Source organism: Streptomyces sp. KR55, assembly GCF_052245645.1.
Classification (GTDB): Bacteria; Actinomycetota; Actinomycetes; order Streptomycetales; family Streptomycetaceae; genus Streptomyces; species Streptomyces flavusporus.
Map to the genome: position 1 here is coordinate 34,093 of NZ_JBQQCE010000007.1, position 17,699 is coordinate 51,791.

The following is a 17,699-nucleotide window of genomic DNA, read 5'->3' on the forward strand; positions in this document are numbered from 1 at the left end:
ACCAGCAAGTCCAGAAAATTCTGCTCCTCGGGTGCATTCAAACAGGGCGCGTCCGACGTCGAAACCGTACACACCTCACACGTTTCTCGCGCGCTATACTCACACGTATGACCGACAACGATGTGGTTTCCCAGGCCGCTGGGGCCTTTCAGGCGGCGGTGGAGGCACTTGCCGGGGTTCTTCCGAACGGCTTTCGTGAGCGCGGTCCCGGTGGTGCTCTACTGACGATCACCGGCTCGCAGATTCCCGCGCTGAACGGGATCACGAGCATCGCTCCCGCACCGGACAAGGCGGAGATCGGCCTGCTCAGCGAGAAGGCCGAGGCGCACGTCCAGGGACTTCCCTGGAGTATCCGGCTGCGGGGCGAGCCGGGAGCGGAGATCGTCGATCTCGCCGCCGCCCACGGGCTCGCCACGCTCACCTCGCAGCCCTTCATGCTGCTGCAGTTGGAGAGCGGTTCGGTCGGGTTGGAGTCCGGCGGGGCGGCCGCGTCCGTACGGCCGCTGCGGGACGACGAGTACGAGACCTTCGCCGCGGTCCTCGGCGCCGCGTTCGGCGCCCCGCCCGCGGTCATCACCAGCCTCTACACGCCTCTCGTCCTCGGGCAGTCCTTCGTCCGCGCGTACGTCGCCGAAGTGGACGGCGTACCCGCGGCGGCGGGGCTGGCGATCCTCACCGGACGGCATGTCGGGCTCGCCGGCATCGGCACTCTGCCCGAGTACCGGCGACGCGGGCTGGGCCGGGCGGTCACCGAGGCGGTCCTGCGGGACGCGGGGGCTGCCGGGGCGCGCACAGCGTATCTCCACTCCAGCGACGAAGCGGTGCCGCTCTTCGAGCAAGTCGGCTTCCGCACCACGGAGTTCTGGGCCTCTTTCGCGGCCTGAGGGACGACGTCACGGGTCACGAGCTGGGTCATATTGGGCTGGGAGACCGCCTCGGACCGTGCGAGGTCGGTCAGACGGCACGGCCCCTCCCGGATCAGCCTGCCGAGCGCGGACGAGGCGGCCGTGCTGAGGCCGCCGGCGACGGAGTGGTGGCGCATGTAGCGGACCATCTGCTCCACGGCGATGATCAGGTTCTCGACCGGGACATCGGTATCCATAACCCGCTTATGCATAAGCCCACTCTGCATATACATGTAGCATGAATCAAACACCTGTCATCGCCGCAGTCGACAGCCGACTGGTTCTGTCGCCATCGACACGTATGTGAGACATGGAGAGACCCATGACGTCTACAGAGAGCCGTGCCCGCCAATCAGTGGCCGTGATCGGCGCGGGAGCGGTAGGAGGTGTGTTCGCGTGGGCCATGCACAAGGCCGGACACGACGTCTCGCTATGTGTGAGGACCCCGTTCGACGAGCTGGTGATACACACCTCCGGCGGCGAGGAGCGCGTGCCCGTACGTGTGGTCACCGATCTCCACGATGTGAAGCCGGTGAACTGGGTTCTGCTGGCGGTGAAGTCCTTCGACACCGTCGGCACCGCGCGATGGCTTGCCGCGCTGTGCGACCAGGACACCACCGTCGTCGTGCTGCAGAACGGCGTCGACCAGGCCGACGGCGTACACGGCCTGGCCCCCGGAACGACCGTCCTGCCGTCACTGGTGTACATCCAGGCCGAGCGTCAGGCGCCGGGGCGTGTCCGTCTCGGCTACGGCAACAGTATCGACGTCCCGGCCGGGCCCGAGGCCGAACGACTGGTGCGGCTGTTCCGCGGCAGCGGGATGAAGGTACGTCCGCAGAAGGATCTGACCACGGCCGCCTGGCGCAAACTCATGCTCAACGCCGCGGTGAATCCTCTGACGGCTCTCACCCTGCGCCGTATGGAAGTGATGCAGGACTCCATGATTCTCGAGCTGGCCGCGGGCCTCATGCGCGAGACGCTCGCGGTGGCCGTCGAGGTCGGGGCCGAACTCACCGAGGCCGACGTGGAGCAGACGCTGGCGTTCATGGGCGAGTTCAGCGAGGGAAACGGCACATCGATGCTGTACGACCGGCTCGCGGGCAACGCGCTGGAATGGGAAGCGCTCAACGGGGCCGTGGTCAGGCACGCCGAGACCCACGGGATCGACGTCCCCCTGAACCGTGCCATGACGGCCTTGCTCCACGCCCTGAGCCCCCAGAAGACGAAGGCCGACGGTGGTACCCAGGTACGCTCCGCTGCGTGAACGCCCGTTCCCCGGCGCCGCCAGGGGGGCTTGTACCCAAGTCGGCGCCGAGCCGGCAGCTCTCCTGGCCCTCCTCATCAACGAGGACGGCCTCGACCGGGTTGTCGAGCCGGCGCCCGCGCCGGTGAACGCTTCGCCCGATCCGTACGAAGCCACCGATCACGGGGCGCCTTACCGATCTTGTTCGGTAAGGCGCCGAAGAGACCCTGATGGGCGACGATCATGCCTGCCGGCACTCCCTCGCTGTACTGCCCCAGCTGGGGAGTAGGTGGTGTCGGCCGCTACGGATGGTGGGGCTGTCGGCCGCTGATGAGCGTGGTGAGCCCGGCGAAACAGTCGGCCACGACCCCCGGTACGACCTTGCAGTCGAGGAGCAGGACGCCTTCGGCTCCCTGGGCCTGCCAGTCACGGACCACGGCGAGGTCGTCCGCCGAGCGCACGGTGGCGCTCCGGGCGCCGAGCGCACGGGCCGTCCCGGCGAAGTCGGTGTCGCCGAAGAGCATGGAACGGGTGTCGGCGCCGCGGTCGCCGAACAGGACGACCTCCATGCCGTAGCCGCCGTCGTCGTAGATCACCACGAGCACCGAGCGTCCGGTGCGAACCAGGGTCTCCAGTTCGGGCAGGCCCATGAGCGCTCCGCCGTCGCCCAGGGCGACCACGGTCGTCCGGTCCGGTCGGCCCACGGCCGCGCCGACCGCGCCCGCGAAGCCGAGGCCGATGCTCTGGAAGGCGGCCCCGGTGAAGACGTAGCCGGCCGGGTCAGGAACCGACCAGTACATGGCGGGCCAGCCCACGAAGTGGCCGCCGTCGGTGACGAGTGTGCGTGTCTCGGGCAGCAGCCCGGCCAGGCCGAGGGTCAGCGTGCGCGGATCGATCCGGCCGTCCGTGCGCGCCTCCTCGAAGCGCTCCTGGTCCCAGCCCAGGTTCGTGATCCGGTCAGCGACGTCGTCGCGCCAGGTTGATTGGGAAATGCCGCGCGCCCGGACGCCGTCGAGCAGGGCCGCTGCCACCTCGGTGGCGTCGCCGGTGACGAGGAGGTCGACGCGGTCGGTCGTCGGGGCGGGTGCGGTGTCCACCTGCATGAGCACCGCCTCGGGGGCGAGCAACCTGCCATCGGCCAGCGTCCACTGGTCGAGGCTCGCCCCGAAGGCGAGCACCACGTCGGCCTGGCCGATCAGCTCGGCGGCGCACGGCGAGGCGAACCCGCCGCACAGACCCAGCGACCAGGGATTGCCGGCGAAGAGGCCGCCGGCCATGGCACTGGTCGCGTAGAGCGCGCCGAGCCGGTCTCCGAGTTCGGTGACGACCTTGGCGGCTCCCGAGCGCCAGGCGCCCAGCCCGCCCAGGATGAGGGGCCGTTTCGCGGTGGCCAGTGCCTCCAGCGCTGCGGCCGTCCCGGTGGCGTCCGCCGCCTTCCGGCGGGGTCGCTCCGGCAGTCGCTCGGTCGGCACTTCCTCGGTGACCTGGGCTGTGATCAGGTCTTGCGGCAGGCACAGCGCCACCGGCCGCTGCTCGCCGCGTGCCCGCCGCAGTGCCCGCAGGGTGTCGGTGCGGGCCGTGGCGAGGTCGGTCAGCCGCACCACGGGTACGCCGAGGGAGTCCAGGAAGGCGTCCTGGTCGATGTCGATCCTGCGCGGCCCCGTCGAAGGCGTATCGCCGCACAGCAGAAGCACACCACTGCGGTGTTTGACCGCGTCGGCCACGCCCGTGGCGGTGTTCGTGAGTCCTGGACCGCTGCCCGTGGTGCACACGGCGACCTCGCCGGTGGTCCGGTGGTAGGCGTCCGCCATCGTGATCGCTCCGCCTTCGTGACGTGCGGACAGGTACCGCACGCCGTGGCGGGTGAGACCGGCGACGGCGAGGACGTTGCCGTTGGCCACGACCCCGAAGGCGTGCCGGACGCCGTCCTCGGCAAGCGTCTGTCCGATCGCCTCGGCCAGGGTCGTCATCGCCTCGCCCCCGTCCTGCCGGCTCGGCCTGCCGTTGTGCCGGACGTTCGCGATCGCGGTGGCTGCGGTGTCGTGAGGTGGCGTTCCGGGGCCGCCGGTTGCCATGTCCTTGGAGGAACGCTGCATTGCCACCTTCCCGTTCACATGAGCTGTTCACACCGAACACGTGTCGAGCGCCGGAAGAAGTTCACGTTTGCTACGGGAAGGTGAGGTCAGTTGACTCCCAGTGGGAAGCACGCCTTGCGCGGCGGGCATGGACTGTTCCGCGCAGGATGTGGGTGTCGCTGTCTGCGCGAGGAGGGAGTATGTCTGCCGTCCTCGACTCCAGGGGCACAGGACGGCTGTCCATGCCGAATGCGACTGTGCTCCGGACGGCGCTGCCTGCTCATGCGATGACGCGGCTGCCGGGCGGGGTGTGTCTTCGGCGGAGGCATGGCCGGACGTCGCGCACTCCAGGGATGGACCGAAAGGTCCAAAGAAGTGGGATGATGGTGAGATGAACAAGGGAATGACCGCCAAGGGCAGAGCTACCCGACACCGCATCATCGTCGCTGCAGCGATGCTGACCAGGGACAAGGGGGCTGCCGAGACGACGCTCGACGACGTGCGGGCAGCCACGGCCACCAGCAAGAGCCAGCTGTTCCACTACTTTCCCGAGGGCAGGGCCGACATCCTTGCCGCCGTGGCCGAGTACGAGGCAGGGCAGGTCCTCGAGGCGCAGCAGCCGTATCTCGGTGATCTCTCCACGTGGGAGTCCTGGCAGGGGTGGCGGCAGGCAGTACTCGACCACTACACGGAACTGGGACAGAAGTGCCCTCTCGGCAGCCTGACTGCCGAACTGGGCAAGTCCTCGCCCCAGGCCCGCTCGATCGTCACCTCTCTCTACGACGAATGGGAGGCAGCTCTCGTACGCGGCGTGAAGGCAGTTACGTCCCACGAAGAGGAAGCCGTACGGCGACGGGCGCGGAGCATCCTGGCGGCCGTACAGGGGGGTGTCGTGATGCTCCAGGGGACGGGGCGCACGGACTATCTCGACGCGGCCCTGAGCGCGGCGATCAGCCCGTTGCAGCCTGTGGCCGTGGGCACCGCGTAGGCCCGACCGCAAGATTGGACTTGACGGTCCTATTTTGGTGAGCCAAGATTGGACCATGCCATCCAATCCTGCTTTGGAGCGCTCCCCCGACCCCGCACCCCGGACGCGCCCCTTCCGCGCGGAAGGGGCGCAGGCCTCGCTGGCGCTTCTATCGGTCGCCTCGGTCTCGTACGCCCTGGTCCAGTCCGTGGTGAACCCCGGTCTGGAGGCGCTGCGCGATCATGTCCACACGAGCCAGCTCGGAGTGGGGTGGGTGCTCACCGGCTTCCTGCTCTCGAGCGCCGTCCTGACACCCGTGCTGGGACGAGTCGGTGACCAGGTCGGCAAGCGCCACGTACTCGTCGCGGTCCTCGCCCTGCTCGCTCTCGGCAGCGTGATCGGCGCCCTCGCCACCAGCCTCCCCGTGCTCGTCCTCGCCCGCGTCCTCCAGGGCGCCGGCGGTGCCACACTGCCCCTGGCCTTCGGCCTGGTACGCGACCTGGTGCCCCGACGCCAGGTCGGCACCGCGGTCGGCACGATCGCCGCCGTCAGCTCCGTCGGCGGGGCACTCGGGGTACTGGTGGCCGGCCCCATCGTCTCCTCTCTGGGTGTCGCCTGGCTGTTCTGGCTTCCCGCCATCGCCAATGGGCTCGTCGCAATCGCCGTGTTCTTCTTCCTGCCGCGGTCCAGCGGCGCCACAGCCGCTGGACGGCTGAACGTGGGTGCCACCGTGACGCTGGCCGGCACTCTGGTCCTCCTGCTGCTGCCGCTCAGCCTCGGCCAGGACTGGGGGTGGCTGTCCGGGCGGACGCTCGGCCTGCTCGCCGGGGCACTCACGGTCGGGACGCTGTGGGTCTGGTGGGAGAACCGGTCCCGCCACCCCTTGATCGACATGCGCGTCTTCCGGATGCGTCCTGTGTGGACGGCGAACCTGGCTTCGTTCCTCTTCGGTTTCACCCTCTACTCGGTCTTCGGCTTCGTCCCGTCCTTCCTCCAGGTGCCCACGGCCACCGGGTACGGGCTCGGCGAGTCGATCACCGTGTCCGGCCTGCTGTTCCTGCCGGTGACGCTCACTCAGTTCGCGAGCGGGGTCGTGACCGGTCCGCTCGCCACCCGAATACCGGCCAAGGCGCTGCTCATCCTTGGATCCGTACCCGTCGTGGTCAGCCTTCTGCTGCTGGCGGCTTTCCACGGAGAACCATGGCAAATCGCTCTCACCATGGCGATAGGCGGCATTGGATTCGGCGTCGGCCTTTCCGCACTGTCGGCGCTCGTCGTGCACGCGGTGCCCGCCGAACACACAGGTGCTGTGAGCGGAATGAACGCCAACATCCGCACCATCGGCGGTGCGGTCGGCGCAGCCGTCGTCACCACGATTCTCGCCTCCACCGCGCGGGCGGACGGGTACCCGAGCGAAGGCGGCTGGGTCGCGGTGTTCCTGGTACTGGCCGTCGCCGCGGTCGTCGGACTCACCTCGTGCCTGCTGATACCCACCGGCCACCAGGAGAACGAGTCGCAGGACATGCACATCGGCGCGGACCAGACCGCGGAAAGCACCGCTCCGGTACCCCGTCCCTGAGGAAGCGGCCGAAGCTCAACCCACCCCTCACATGTGTCACCGGCAGTTGTATGACTGAGTACACGGGCAAGACACATCTGTTAGGCAATAGATACATCTCGGCGAAGGAGGGCGGATACATGACCGCCACGACACATACCGACCTCGACCAAATCCGCGAACTGAGGGCCCGCTACGTCCGGTACGCCGACACCAGGCAATGGGAGAAGATGGCAGGAGTCTTCACTGACGACGCCGTCATGCGATTCCGCAATGTCGACGGCACACTCGCCAACGAAGTCACCGCCGCCGAATTCGCGAAGACCATCGGCGGCCGTGTCGGGGCAGGCCAGCCCATCCACCACCTGTTCACACACGAGGTCACATTCACCTCGGACACAACTGCTCAAGGTGTGTGGGCCATGGAGGACCGGATCTACCACGACCGCGAGGCCCATCCCGAGGCCCCTTACTCCTTCCTGCACGGCTTCGGCCACTATCACGACACGTATCGCAAGGTCGACGGCGAGTGGCGCATCTCCGACTGCGAGCTCACCCGGCTGCGGCTCAAGATCGTTCCCTGACCCGGAGCCACCTCGGCCACGCCTCATCACCCGAGAGAGACTCCCGCATGTCCAGCAAGCCCTTCCCCTTGACCCCCACCACCATCCACGTCCCCGACGAGGTACTCGTCGACCTCAAGGAGCGTCTGCAGCGCACCCGTTACGCCGTGGACGCCGGCAATCGCGACTGGTATTACGGCGTGGACGGTCAGTACCTGAAAGAACTGATCGACTACTGGATCGACGGATACGACTGGCGCGAGGCAGAAGCCGAGCTCAACCAGTACGAGCAATACCAGGTCGAAGTCGACGGCATGCCCATCCACTTCATGCGCAGGGCCGGTGTCGGCCCCGATCCGAAGCCGATGCTGCTCTTCCAGGGCTGGCCCTGGACCGTCGCGATGGCCACCAAGGTCATCGACAAGCTCGCCGATCCGGGTGCCCACGGCGGAGACCCGGCCGAGGCGTTCGACGTCATCGTCCCCTCAACGCCCGGCTTCGGCTGGTCCACGCCCCTGCCCGACAACCCGGACATGAACTTCTGGAAGGCCGCCGACCTGTTCCACAAGCTGATGACGGAAGTCCTCGGCTATGAGAAGTACGCAGCCACCGGCTCCGACCTGGGTTCCATGGTCACCGCTCAACTCGGCCACAAGTACTACGAATCGCTGTACGCCATCCACGTCGGCTCACCGATCCCGCTGAACATGTTCAACGGCGACCGGGCCTGGGACCTCACCGGCGGCAAGACGATCCCCGAGGGCACGCCCGAGGACATCCGCGCCGGGATCCTCTCCTTCCAGAAGCGCTTCGTCGCCCACGTCGCCGTGCACATGCTCGACTCCAGCACCCTCGGCCACGCGCTGAGCGACTCCCCGGCCGGCATGCTGGCCTGGATCCTCGAACGGTGGACGAACTGGAGCGACAACGACGGCAACGTCGAGAACGTCTTCAGCAAGGACGACATTCTCACCAACGCAACGATCTACTGGGCCACCAACTCGATCAGCACATCGATGCGGATGTACGCCAACGCCAACCGCTACCCGTGGACCCCGTCCCACGACCTCACCCCGCCCGTTCAGGCACCCACCGGCATCACCCTGGTCGGGTACGAGAACCCGCCTGGCGTGGCCACCGAGAACCGGGTCCAGGACTTCCTGGGCAGCCCCCGGGCGCCCTGGTTCAACCACGTCAACGTCACCGCTCACCCGGGCGGAGGCCACTTCGTGTTCTGGGAAGTACCCGACGCCTGGGTCGACGACGTGCGCCGTACCTTCCGCGGGCGCACCGACTGACGGTCGGACCGGCCGAAAGCATCCGAGGGCGGGCTGGCCATCCCCAGAGCCGGTCCGTCCCCGGGCCCTCTGCCTCTCCGACGTATCGGCGCCCGTCGCCCCGCTCCCTGACCACAAGCGTCTGCACGAACTGGAGTTTGCAGGCGAAAAAGCGGCAGCCGTACTCCTCGCACAGGACCAGCCCCCTCCGGCCGGCAGCGCGGCCTCGGCCCAGCGGCCCGCCTGGTGGTAGTCCAGGCACAGATGCGGCAGTGCGGCCAGGTACCGGCGGCCGGGCGCGGTGCGTGCCAGGTCGGCGAACCTCTGCGCGCACACCCACAGCAGGTCGGGAGGTGCGGGGGTGAGCCGGTCGAGGGGCCCGGAACAGCGGTGGCAACTTCTGTGGATCGCCGCTGTACGAGCACAACAGGATCAGGGTGAACAGGGCTTCTACGAGAGCGCAGTCGGACGCAGGACGGCCTTGCCTATGCCGGCCTCGCCGGTCAGCAGGAGCGTCGCTCCGTGGATCGCGGAGCCGCTGAAGCGGGACCGTAGGAAGTCGAGACCCCATCCCGCCCGATCAGCCGTGCTGGGGCAAGGCAGGCTGGGCGGTCCAGGTCGTTCATCGGGCTGCTGTCTCCAAGTGCTGCGATCGCATGGAGCCCTTGTGGCGGTACACAGAGCCCGGTCATGTCAACACGTGGCTCTGCAGCGTATGTAGTCGTCCGCGCACAAGGGGTGTCCGTGTCTGCCGGGTGTCTACAGCCCCAGGTCGAGGGCGAGGCACGAGTAGAACTTCCACGAGCCCGCGGGGTCGTACGATGCGTTGACCCCCTCGGCCGGCGCGGCCTCGACCTCTTCGGTCATGTCCTCGAAGCGGATGCGCTCGGGAAGCCTGCCGAATCGCGCGTGTCGTACCGCCGCCTCGGCGGCTTCCGCGGTGAGCCCCTTGTGCATGACCGTGCTCCACTTCGTCGATCGTGGATGGCGTCCTGGTTGTTGCCCTGGACTGCTATCAGCACACCCTCCCACTCGTCACCTGTCAAGACGGTGACGAACGTCGGGGCGCGGATCAGTCACCTCATGGTGTCGACTTCGAGGATCGCGGCGGTGAAGGCTTGGGGCCGCTCCTGAGGGAGGTTGTGTCCGGCCCCCGGGACGACATGGTGCTTCCAAGGGCCCGAGAAGTGGGCGGCGTAGCCGGTCCCGTCGGTCGGCGGGATGACGCCGTCGGCCTGTCCGTCCAGGGTGACGGCAGGAACGGTGATCTTCGGCTGTTCCAGCAACCGCTTCTCCAGTTCCGCGTAACGGGGATCGCCGGGGGCCGCGGCCAGGCGGTGCCGGTAGCTGTGGATCACGACGTCGACGTAGTCCGGGTTGGTCCACAGCTCCGCCGCCTGCGCGAACTCGGCCTCGGTGAACTGCCATTGGGGCGAGTTGCGGTGCCAGACGACCCGTGCCAGGTCCTCCCGGTTGCGTTGGAGCCCCTTCCGCCCACGCTCGGTGAGGAAGTAGAAGAAGTACCAGTACCCCTCCTCGAGCGCGGGCGCCAGCGGCTCCTGGGCGACGGCGAGGTTCTGGATGAGGTAGCCGTTCACGGAGACCACGCCGGTGCAGCGCTCCGGCCACAGAGCCGCGGCGACGTCACCGGCCCGCCCGCCCCAGTCGTATCCGGCGAACAGGGCCCGGGGAAGGCGCAGGGCGTCCATGAAGGCGATCAGGTCCGCGCCGAGCGCCGCCTGCTCGCCGGAGCGAAGGGTGTCGTCACGGAAGAACCGGGTCTCTCCGTGGCCGCGCAGGTAGGGGATGTAGCAGCGGTAGCCGCGCCGAGCGAGCGCGGGCGCCACCTCGGCGTAGGAGCCGACGGGGCTGAAGGGCCAGCCATGCAGAAGGATCACGGGCTTGCCGTGGGCCGGGCCCACGTCGTGATATGCGATGTCGAGGACATCGGTACGGGTATGGCGCACCGGCCCCAGATCGCGTGCGATCCGCCCGGTCGGCGCCGTGTCCGTGCGTGCCGACGCCCGACCCGACCCGGTGAGACCGGCGGCTCCGGTCGCCGCCGCCGCCGTCATGGCCCGGGTCAGTCTCCGTCTGCTGATCATGTCGTTTCCTCGCGTTCGATCCGGAGCGTGTGAGATACATGTGTACACACTCACCATGCATCACCGCTCTAACAGGTTACGAGGATCGTCGTATCAGGTGCCTCTGTCAAGGAACCGACGACGTGGCGGCGCTGCACATGTGTCGGCCAACTCCGTTATCGGAGCGGGGTGCTGAGCGTCGGCGTGGTGCTGGGCGTGGGTCTGCTGCTGAGGTGTTCCGTCCTCGGCAGCGGGCGAGAAAGCGTCGCCTCCAGCCCCCAGTGCGGTGGCCGGCCATAAGGCTTCCGGACGTTGCCACAGGGCCCCTGCCCGCAGTGGAGCATGGCTCGGTGCGCAGCCATCATGTGGTCTGGACGACCCGTCCCGACGATGTCGCACATCTCGACCGGCTGCGCGGGCGACCGGTGCCGGGGTTCTGACAGCGACGGGCCTCCTGCTCCGGGATCGGAGCAGGAGGCCCGTCGCCTGCAGGGTCAGCCACCGATCCTGCGGAAGGTCTCGACGAGGTCCGAGGCGAACGCCTCGGGGTTCTCGTAGTGGACGAAGTGGCCGCCCTTCATGTGGGCGTTGGCGTTGACCACGTTGAAGGAACTGCGCGTCGGCCCGTTCTCGAAGAGGGCGATGCGCTCTTCGACAGTGTTGATGGCGGGCGGGTAGGCGTCGCCGAGCAGGAAGGTGAAGCCGGCCGGCGGCTCGACGACGGGCTGGCGGTCGTGGGAGGGCACCCACGGGTGGCGCACCGCGTTGCGGTACATCCGGATCGAGGTGCCGATGGACTGCGTCACCCAGAAGATGGTGGCCTGGGTGAGGATGAAGTCGCGGGGAAAAGCCTCCTCGAAGTTGCCCCGCTTGTCGCTCCACTTCTTCCACCGCCGCAGCAGCCAGGCGAGCATCCCGATGGGAGAGTCGTTCAGACCGTGGGTGAGGGTCGAGCCGTCCAGCATGTGGACAGCGACGTGCGAGGCATACGTGTTGACGAAGTTCTCCAAGCCCTCCCGCAGCTCCGGCGAGGCGTCCTCGGGGATCTTGTTGCCGTCGGTCAGGTCCCAGAACCGCTCGTTGGCGAACTGCCCCGGAGGCATGTCGTGGCCGTAGTGCAGGCCGATGATGCTGTCGGCGTACTTGTGGCCGAGCGCACTCGTCACCAGAGCACCGTAGTCGGAACCCGCCGCCCCGTACTTCTCGTAGCCCAGCACCTCGGTCATGAGCTTGTGCAGGATGTCGGCGATCTTCCAGTAGTTCAGATCGCCCCTGCTGACAGGGGTGGACCAGGCGAAGCCGGGCAGGTCCGGGATGATGACGTCGAACGAGATGGACGGGTCACCACCATGGGCGGCGGGGTCCGTCAGCGGGCCGATGAGCGCATAGCTGAACTCGCCGGGCCACGGCCATCCGGGGCTGATGATGAGCGGGATCGGGTTCGGGCCCTTGCCGCGCTCGTACACGAAGTGCACGGGTGTGTCGTCGATTTCGACCTTGTGCTGGTTGTAGGAGTTCAGCCGCTTCTCCTGCGCACGCCAGTCGAAGCCGTCCGCCCAGTACTCCACGAGCGGCTTCAGGTATGCGGTGCTGATGCCGTAGTACTCCTCCTCGTTGTCCAGGTCGTCGAAGAAACGGGTCTTCTTCAGGCGGTCCTTGAGGTCATCGAGGACGTCCTGGGGGACGTCGATGTTGTACGGCTCCAGCGCGGCGGGCTTGTTGCTGTTACTCATGTCAATGCTGCTTTCGTGTGGGAATGAAAGAGAGGTTGTTACTCGGTAGGCAGGTGTCGGGGGCGAAGTCGCGCCGTGGCCGGTTGGGTTGCCCGCCTCCGGGCGAAGCGAAGGGGCGCGGTCAGGCGGTGAAGTCCAGACGGACTCGGGTCTGCTTGAGCTCGGCGATCCGCCAGGAACCATCGATCTTGACGAAACGTGCGTGGTAGTGGCCGAAGCCGTGCATACCCCTGAAGGGAATGGTTTCGGACACCTCAGCACCCTCGGGCCGGGTGACGATGTCCTCCATCGCGAACACGCCGCGGGCGGTGGTCCCCGAGTCGACGTCGATCTCGTCAGAGAACAGGTGGTGGATCAGGGTGACACCGGGGCCGCCGCTGGAGCCGACCGTCGCGGCGATCTCGTCCCGACCGTTCATGCGCAGCCACACCGTTCCGTCCGGCTTGTGCGGGGTGAACGTGCCGTCAGGTGTGAACAGGTTCGCCAGGTCGCCCCAGCGCTGGTGATCCGCGTAGCGGACGTAGCGGGCCATCAGACGGCGGAGTTCCTCAGTGATGCTGAGGCGCTCAATAGTTTCCATGATCGATCTTCCTTCTCCCAATGATGTGCGGATCTCCGCAGCGCCCGGCCCGTCCGTCTCCGACGTCATGCGCGTCCGCCGAGGGCTGGCGATCAGCCTGCCGGTGATGCGAACATCGCCGAGGCGCCCCGACTTCTTATGGACTGTTCGGTCCATTCATCATGCGCCCACCAGATTGGACCTGCAAGTCCAAAAAGGAGTGACGCCGGTCATAGTGCGGACCGGTTGCGCAGCACGGACTTCCCCCGGGACCGCCGACAACGCAGCACTCTGAGCGGGAACGACCGCCGACGGCGGCAGGTGATTGGGCCACCTGCCGCCGTCGGCGGTCGTTCTGTGTCGTGCGAGGGGTTGGAACGCTCGCACGGTCTGGGGTCAGACGGTGATGGTCTTGTACTCGGTGTAGGTGCCGAGGCCGACCGCGCCGTACTCGCGGCCGATGCCGCTGGCCTTGAAGCCGCCGAACGGGCCGTCGAAGGCGATGGAGGCGCCGTTGACAGTGATGGTGCCGGTGCGGACGCGGCGGGCGACCGCCAGGGCGTGTTTCTCGTCGGAGGACCAGACGCCGCCGGAGAGGCCGTACTCGGAGTCGTTGGCGATGCGGACGGCGTCGTCCTCGTCGTCGTAGGCGATGACCACCAGGACCGGGCCGAAGATCTCCTCCTGCGCGATCCGCATGGAGTTGTCGACGTCGGCGAAGACGGTGGGCGTGACGTAGTTACCCTTCTCCAGGCCTTCGGGGATCTGCGGGCCGCCGGTGACCAGGCGGGCGCCCTCGTCGATGCCGAGCTGGATGTAGTTGCGCACCCGTTCCTGCTGGTCGGGGCGGATCATCGGGCCGATGAAGGTGTCGGGGTCGTTCGGGTCGCCCACCTTGAGCGACTCCACCAGGTCCTTCAGCGCGGCCACGACCTCCTCGTACCGGCTGCGCGGGGCCAGGATCCGGGTCTGGGCGATGCAGGACTCGCCGTTGTTGAGCAGGGAGCCGAACTTCACGCCCGCGACGGCCTTCTCGATGTCGGCGTCGGGAAGGATGATGGCGGCGGACTTGCCGCCCAGCTCCAGGCTGACCCGCTTGAGCTGCTCGCCGGCGATCGCGGCGATGCGGCGGCCGGCTCGCGTCGAGCCGGTGAAGGCGATCTTGTCGACGTCCTGGTGCGAGACCAGGTACTCACTGGTCTCCCGGTCGGCGGGCAGCACGCTGATCACGCCCTCGGGCAGGCCCACCTGCTCCAGCAGCTCGGCCAGGAAGCCCATGCTCAGCGAGTTCTCCGGGGAGACCTTCAGGACCACGGAGTTGCCGGCGACCAGGGCCGGGATGATCTTCGAAGTGGCCGAGGAGAAGGGCGAGTTCCACGGGATCACCGCGGCGACGACGCCGACCGCCTCGCGGCGCACCACGCTGCGCACCGGGGAGGCCGGGTCGGAGGGCTGAAGCGTCTCCTCCCAGCCGAACTCCTCCGCCGCCTTCAGGTAGGCGTTCGCCTGCCGGGTCAGGCCGGGCTGTCCGGCGCGGGTGAACCAGCCGGCCGAGCCGTTCTCCAGCGAGATCAGGTGTGCGATCTTCTCCGCGTTCTCCTCGCGCAGTGCGTTGAACCGCCGCAGGACCGCGATGCGCTCCGCGGGCGGGGTCAGACGCCACTCGCCCGCCTCGAAGGAGGCCCGTGCCGCGGCGACCGCGCGGTCGATGTCCGCCCGCTGTGCCTGTGCGGCGCGGCCGACCACCGACCGGTCGTGCGGGGAGGCGATGTCGAGCAGCTCCGGGTTGCTCGGCTCGGCCCAGGTACCTCCGACGAAAAGCCGGTCGTAGATGATCATGTGCTTTCTCTCTTCCCGTGTGCCATCTAAATGCCACTTTAATGTAGCACTTTCATTCATTAAGTGCGCATTAGAGTGGTTACAAAGACGTGATCCTCTACATCAGAGGTACTTTTAAGGGATGAGAGCCGACGCTGCGCGCAACCTGGAAGCCGTCCTGACCACCGGAGCACGTATGCTCGCCGCCGACCCCGCCGCGAGCATCGCGAGCATCGCCACCGAGGCGGGTGTGGACCGGCGCACGGTCTACCGACGCTTCGCCTCGCGCGAGGACCTTCTGGCGGCCATTTACGAATCTCGCCTTACGGCCATCGAGCACGCCATCGAGGACGCGCGGCTCCGGGAGGCACCCGTCGCCGTCGCCCTGCACCGCTACGTCGAGAACATCATCGCCGTCAACCGCACCTGGCCCGTCGACCTCGCCCGCATGCTCGCCGACGACACCATTCACGCACGCCGCGACGCATCCGTCCGCGAGGTCGACGCCTTCCTCCGGCGCGCCACCGACGAAGGCCTCCTGCGCCCTGCCCTCCCGGAGGGATGGGCGGGGCCGCTGTTGCCCGAGCTGGTGAACCTGGCAGCGCATCAGCTGGCACACCTGAGCCCCGGGCAGGCGGCCGACGTGGCGGTCGACACGTATGTGCGCGGCATCGGCATCCCGAGCCACCGTGCCCCGCATCCGGCGGAGACCGGGGAGCCGGAGCGAGCCGAACTTGTGCCCAGCGGCTCGCTTCGCCGCGAAAGCAGGGCTCCGCACACATAGGCTCGAAGCGTGTGCACATGTGGCTGGTTCGTTGGTGAGGGGAGTGAGGCGCCGTGGCGTCGCTCGTGACGATGATCGGCCGGGACGGCGAACGAGGGCGGTTGTCCGCGTTCGTGACGGCCGCCGAAGGTCAGGCCCTCGTCCTCAAGGGGGAGACGGGTGTGGGCAAGAGCACCTTGCTCGACCATGTCGCCCAAGTGGCGGCGCAGGCAGGCCACGAGGTGGTCCGGGCCGCCGGGGTCGAGGCGGAGTCCGGGCTCCCGTTCGCCGGTCTGCACCAGTTGTTCCACTCCCTGCTGCCCTCCGTCGACGGTCTGGACCAAGTGCACCGCACCGCGTTCGACACCGCCTTCGGCCGCAGCGCCGGGAAGCCGCCGTCGGTCATGTCGGTCGGCATCGCCGTCCTCGACCTGCTGTCCCTGGCCTCCTCGGCGAAGCCGCTGCTGCTGGTCCTCGACGACGGCCAGTGGCTGGACGCCTCCAGCATCGCGGTGATCGGTTTCGTGGGTCGCCGGCTCACCGGCAGTTCGGTGAAGCTCGCGGTCGGACTGCGCTCGGACATCACATCGGGCTTCGACACCGCCGCCCTGCCCGAACTGCCCGTCAGAGCCCTGCCGGACACGGCCGCCCGACAGCTTCTGGACCTGCGCCACCCGGACCTGGACACAGCTGTCCGCCGGCTGGTGCTGGACCAGGCCCGGGGGAACCCGCTGGCCCTGCTCGAACTGCCCGCCCACGTCCGCGTCGGTCACGCGGGACTCGCGACCGCCGGAGTCCTCGGACTCCACGATGCCTCACTGCCGCTGCCCCGACGCCTCCAGCACGTATACGGCACACGTGTCAGAAAGCTCAGCGACGGCGTCCGTGAGGAGCTGCTGCGCGGTGCTCTCGACGGTGTCGGAGCGACACCCGGAACGGCGCCGGCACCCGGTCTGGGGCGCTACCGCATGCGCGACGCCGACGAGGCCGCGGCCTGCGGTCTGCTGGACGTCGACCCGCTCAGCGGCGAGTTCGTCTTCCGGCACCCGCTCGTACGTTCCACCGTCGTCCAGATGGCCACGCCCAACCAGCGGCGCGCGGTGCACGCGGCCCTCGCCCACGTGCACCGCGACGACATCGAGCGGCGGGCCACGCATCTCGCGGCCTCGACCGTCGACCCGGACGAAGAGGTGGCGGCCGCCCTGGAGGCGGCGGCCGAGTCCGCGACCCGGCGGGGCGGCGCGGTGGCCGCCGTGGCCTGGCTGACCCGCGCCGCGGAACTCAGCGAGAACCACGAGGACCGTTCCCGCAGGCTCGGCGACGCGGCCTTCGTCGCCGGACACGCGGGGCTCTTCGACCAGGCGCAGCAGCTCGTCCGCTCCGACCGGGCACCGGGCACGGCCGAGTCCCCGGCCGCCGTGGTCACCTCGGCCTACATGGCGCTCTTCGAGGACGGAGACGTACAGCACTCGCACCGCCAGGTGACCGCGGCGATCGAGAACCTGCTCGACCGCGAACCGCACAAGGCGTCCGAGGTGCTCACACGTCTCGTGAACCTGCTGCTGGCGATCGACCAGTACGCCGGTGACCCGGCGCAGTGGGAGGAGACCCGCGTCTTGCTCGGCTCACTGGGCGATCTGGCCCCGTCGCGCTCGCTGATCTACCGCGACGCGTGGGGCGACGTGGTCCGGCACGGTGCCGAGGTAGGGGACAGAGTGGAGCGTGAGTTCGCCCGGCTTGCGGACATGGAGCCCTGGGACATCACCCGGCTGGGGGTCGCCGCCTACCACGTGGACACCCTCAGCCAGTACCGGCCGCATCTCCAGCGCACCGTGGACCGCGAGGCCGAGACGGGCTTCGTACGCAACAGCATGACCACGCAGCACCTGATCATGCTGGACCAGATGACGGTCGGTGAGTGGGACGAGGCCGAGCGCACCGGACAGCGCTGCCTGGAGCTGACGACGTCCCACGGATACCTGTTGCTCGCTCATCACACCCGTGCGTATCTGGGGTTGTTGGCCGCCCTGCGGGGCCAGGTGGACCGGGCCCGGGAGTTGCAGGCCACCGTCGACGCCTGGGCCCGCCCCCGCGGCGTCGGCTTCCTCACCCAGACCGCCGACGCCATCGGCACCACCGCCGCTCTCACCGAAG

General features: G+C 68.3%; 14 protein-coding genes and 1 pseudogene. 8 read left to right on the forward strand and 7 right to left on the reverse strand.

The genetic code is table 11. The features are described from left to right. Positions 1–107 precede the first annotated feature (107 nt). Complete coding sequence (locus ACTWQJ_RS02050) at positions 108–884, forward strand: GNAT family N-acetyltransferase (protein ID WP_443304883.1); 777 nt, start codon at positions 108–110, stop codon at positions 882–884. Between the two features lie 11 nt (positions 885–895). Here the strand turns inward: ACTWQJ_RS02050 and ACTWQJ_RS02055 are convergent. Next, positions 896–1,117: pseudogene (locus ACTWQJ_RS02055) on the reverse strand (MarR family transcriptional regulator); the annotation flags it as partial. Positions 1,118–1,227: 110 nt separating this feature from the next. Here ACTWQJ_RS02055 and ACTWQJ_RS02060 point away from each other — a divergent pair. Then, positions 1,228–2,169: a 2-dehydropantoate 2-reductase gene (locus ACTWQJ_RS02060; protein WP_443304885.1), complete on the forward strand. Its 942-nt coding sequence runs from the start codon at positions 1,228–1,230 to the stop codon at positions 2,167–2,169. Positions 2,170–2,450: 281 nt separating this feature from the next. Here ACTWQJ_RS02060 and ACTWQJ_RS02065 read toward each other — a convergent pair whose 3' ends face one another. Next, positions 2,451–4,244 (reverse strand): thiamine pyrophosphate-binding protein, encoded by a 1,794-nt coding sequence (locus tag ACTWQJ_RS02065; RefSeq protein ID WP_443304886.1) that lies wholly within the window; start codon positions 4,242–4,244, stop codon positions 2,451–2,453. Positions 4,245–4,614: 370 nt separating this feature from the next. Here ACTWQJ_RS02065 and ACTWQJ_RS02070 point away from each other — a divergent pair, with 370 nt between their 5' ends. From ACTWQJ_RS02070 to ACTWQJ_RS02085, 4 genes are all read left to right on the forward strand, one after another. After that, positions 4,615–5,211 carry a TetR/AcrR family transcriptional regulator gene (locus tag ACTWQJ_RS02070; protein ID WP_443304887.1) on the forward strand — a complete coding sequence of 199 codons (597 nt, stop codon included), beginning with the start codon at positions 4,615–4,617 and terminating at the stop codon, positions 5,209–5,211. 55 nt (positions 5,212–5,266) lie between these two features. Continuing rightward, on the forward strand, positions 5,267–6,769 hold the full coding sequence (locus tag ACTWQJ_RS02075; RefSeq protein WP_443304888.1) for an MFS transporter: 1,503 nt from the start codon (positions 5,267–5,269) through the stop codon (positions 6,767–6,769). A gap of 119 nt (positions 6,770–6,888) precedes the next feature. After that, on the forward strand, positions 6,889–7,332 hold the full coding sequence (locus ACTWQJ_RS02080) for a nuclear transport factor 2 family protein (protein WP_443304889.1): 444 nt from the start codon (positions 6,889–6,891) through the stop codon (positions 7,330–7,332). A 47-nt stretch (positions 7,333–7,379) separates the two neighbouring features. After that, entirely contained in the window at positions 7,380–8,609 is a 1,230-nt protein-coding gene (locus ACTWQJ_RS02085) for an epoxide hydrolase family protein (RefSeq protein WP_443304890.1), read from the forward strand. A gap of 738 nt (positions 8,610–9,347) precedes the next feature. Here the strand turns inward: ACTWQJ_RS02085 and ACTWQJ_RS02090 are convergent. The 5 genes from ACTWQJ_RS02090 to ACTWQJ_RS02110 all read right to left on the reverse strand — a co-directional run bounded on the left by ACTWQJ_RS02090 (position 9,348) and on the right by ACTWQJ_RS02110 (position 14,803). Then, entirely contained in the window at positions 9,348–9,545 is a 198-nt protein-coding gene (locus ACTWQJ_RS02090) for a hypothetical protein (protein WP_443304891.1), read from the reverse strand. A gap of 119 nt (positions 9,546–9,664) precedes the next feature. Further along, entirely contained in the window at positions 9,665–10,693 is a 1,029-nt protein-coding gene (locus ACTWQJ_RS02095; protein WP_443304892.1) for an alpha/beta fold hydrolase, read from the reverse strand. 473 nt (positions 10,694–11,166) lie between these two features. Beyond that, positions 11,167–12,405, reverse strand: coding sequence for an epoxide hydrolase family protein (locus tag ACTWQJ_RS02100; RefSeq protein ID WP_385789133.1), 1,239 nt, complete (start codon positions 12,403–12,405; stop codon positions 11,167–11,169). A 121-nt stretch (positions 12,406–12,526) separates the two neighbouring features. Further along, a complete protein-coding gene (locus tag ACTWQJ_RS02105; protein ID WP_443304893.1) occupies positions 12,527–12,985 on the reverse strand; it encodes a nuclear transport factor 2 family protein in 459 nt (152 codons plus the stop codon). 375 nt (positions 12,986–13,360) lie between these two features. Then, a complete protein-coding gene (locus ACTWQJ_RS02110) occupies positions 13,361–14,803 on the reverse strand; it encodes an aldehyde dehydrogenase (protein ID WP_443304894.1) in 1,443 nt (480 codons plus the stop codon). Between the two features lie 175 nt (positions 14,804–14,978). Between ACTWQJ_RS02110 and ACTWQJ_RS02115 the strand changes: the two genes are divergently transcribed. Together ACTWQJ_RS02115 and ACTWQJ_RS02120 are read left to right on the forward strand one after the other, a co-directional pair. Then, positions 14,979–15,566: a TetR/AcrR family transcriptional regulator gene (locus ACTWQJ_RS02115; RefSeq protein ID WP_443304895.1), complete on the forward strand. Its 588-nt coding sequence runs from the start codon at positions 14,979–14,981 to the stop codon at positions 15,564–15,566. Positions 15,567–15,637: 71 nt separating this feature from the next. After that, the coding region (locus tag ACTWQJ_RS02120; protein WP_443304897.1) for an AAA family ATPase at positions 15,638–17,699 on the forward strand (2,062 nt) is incomplete at its 3' end.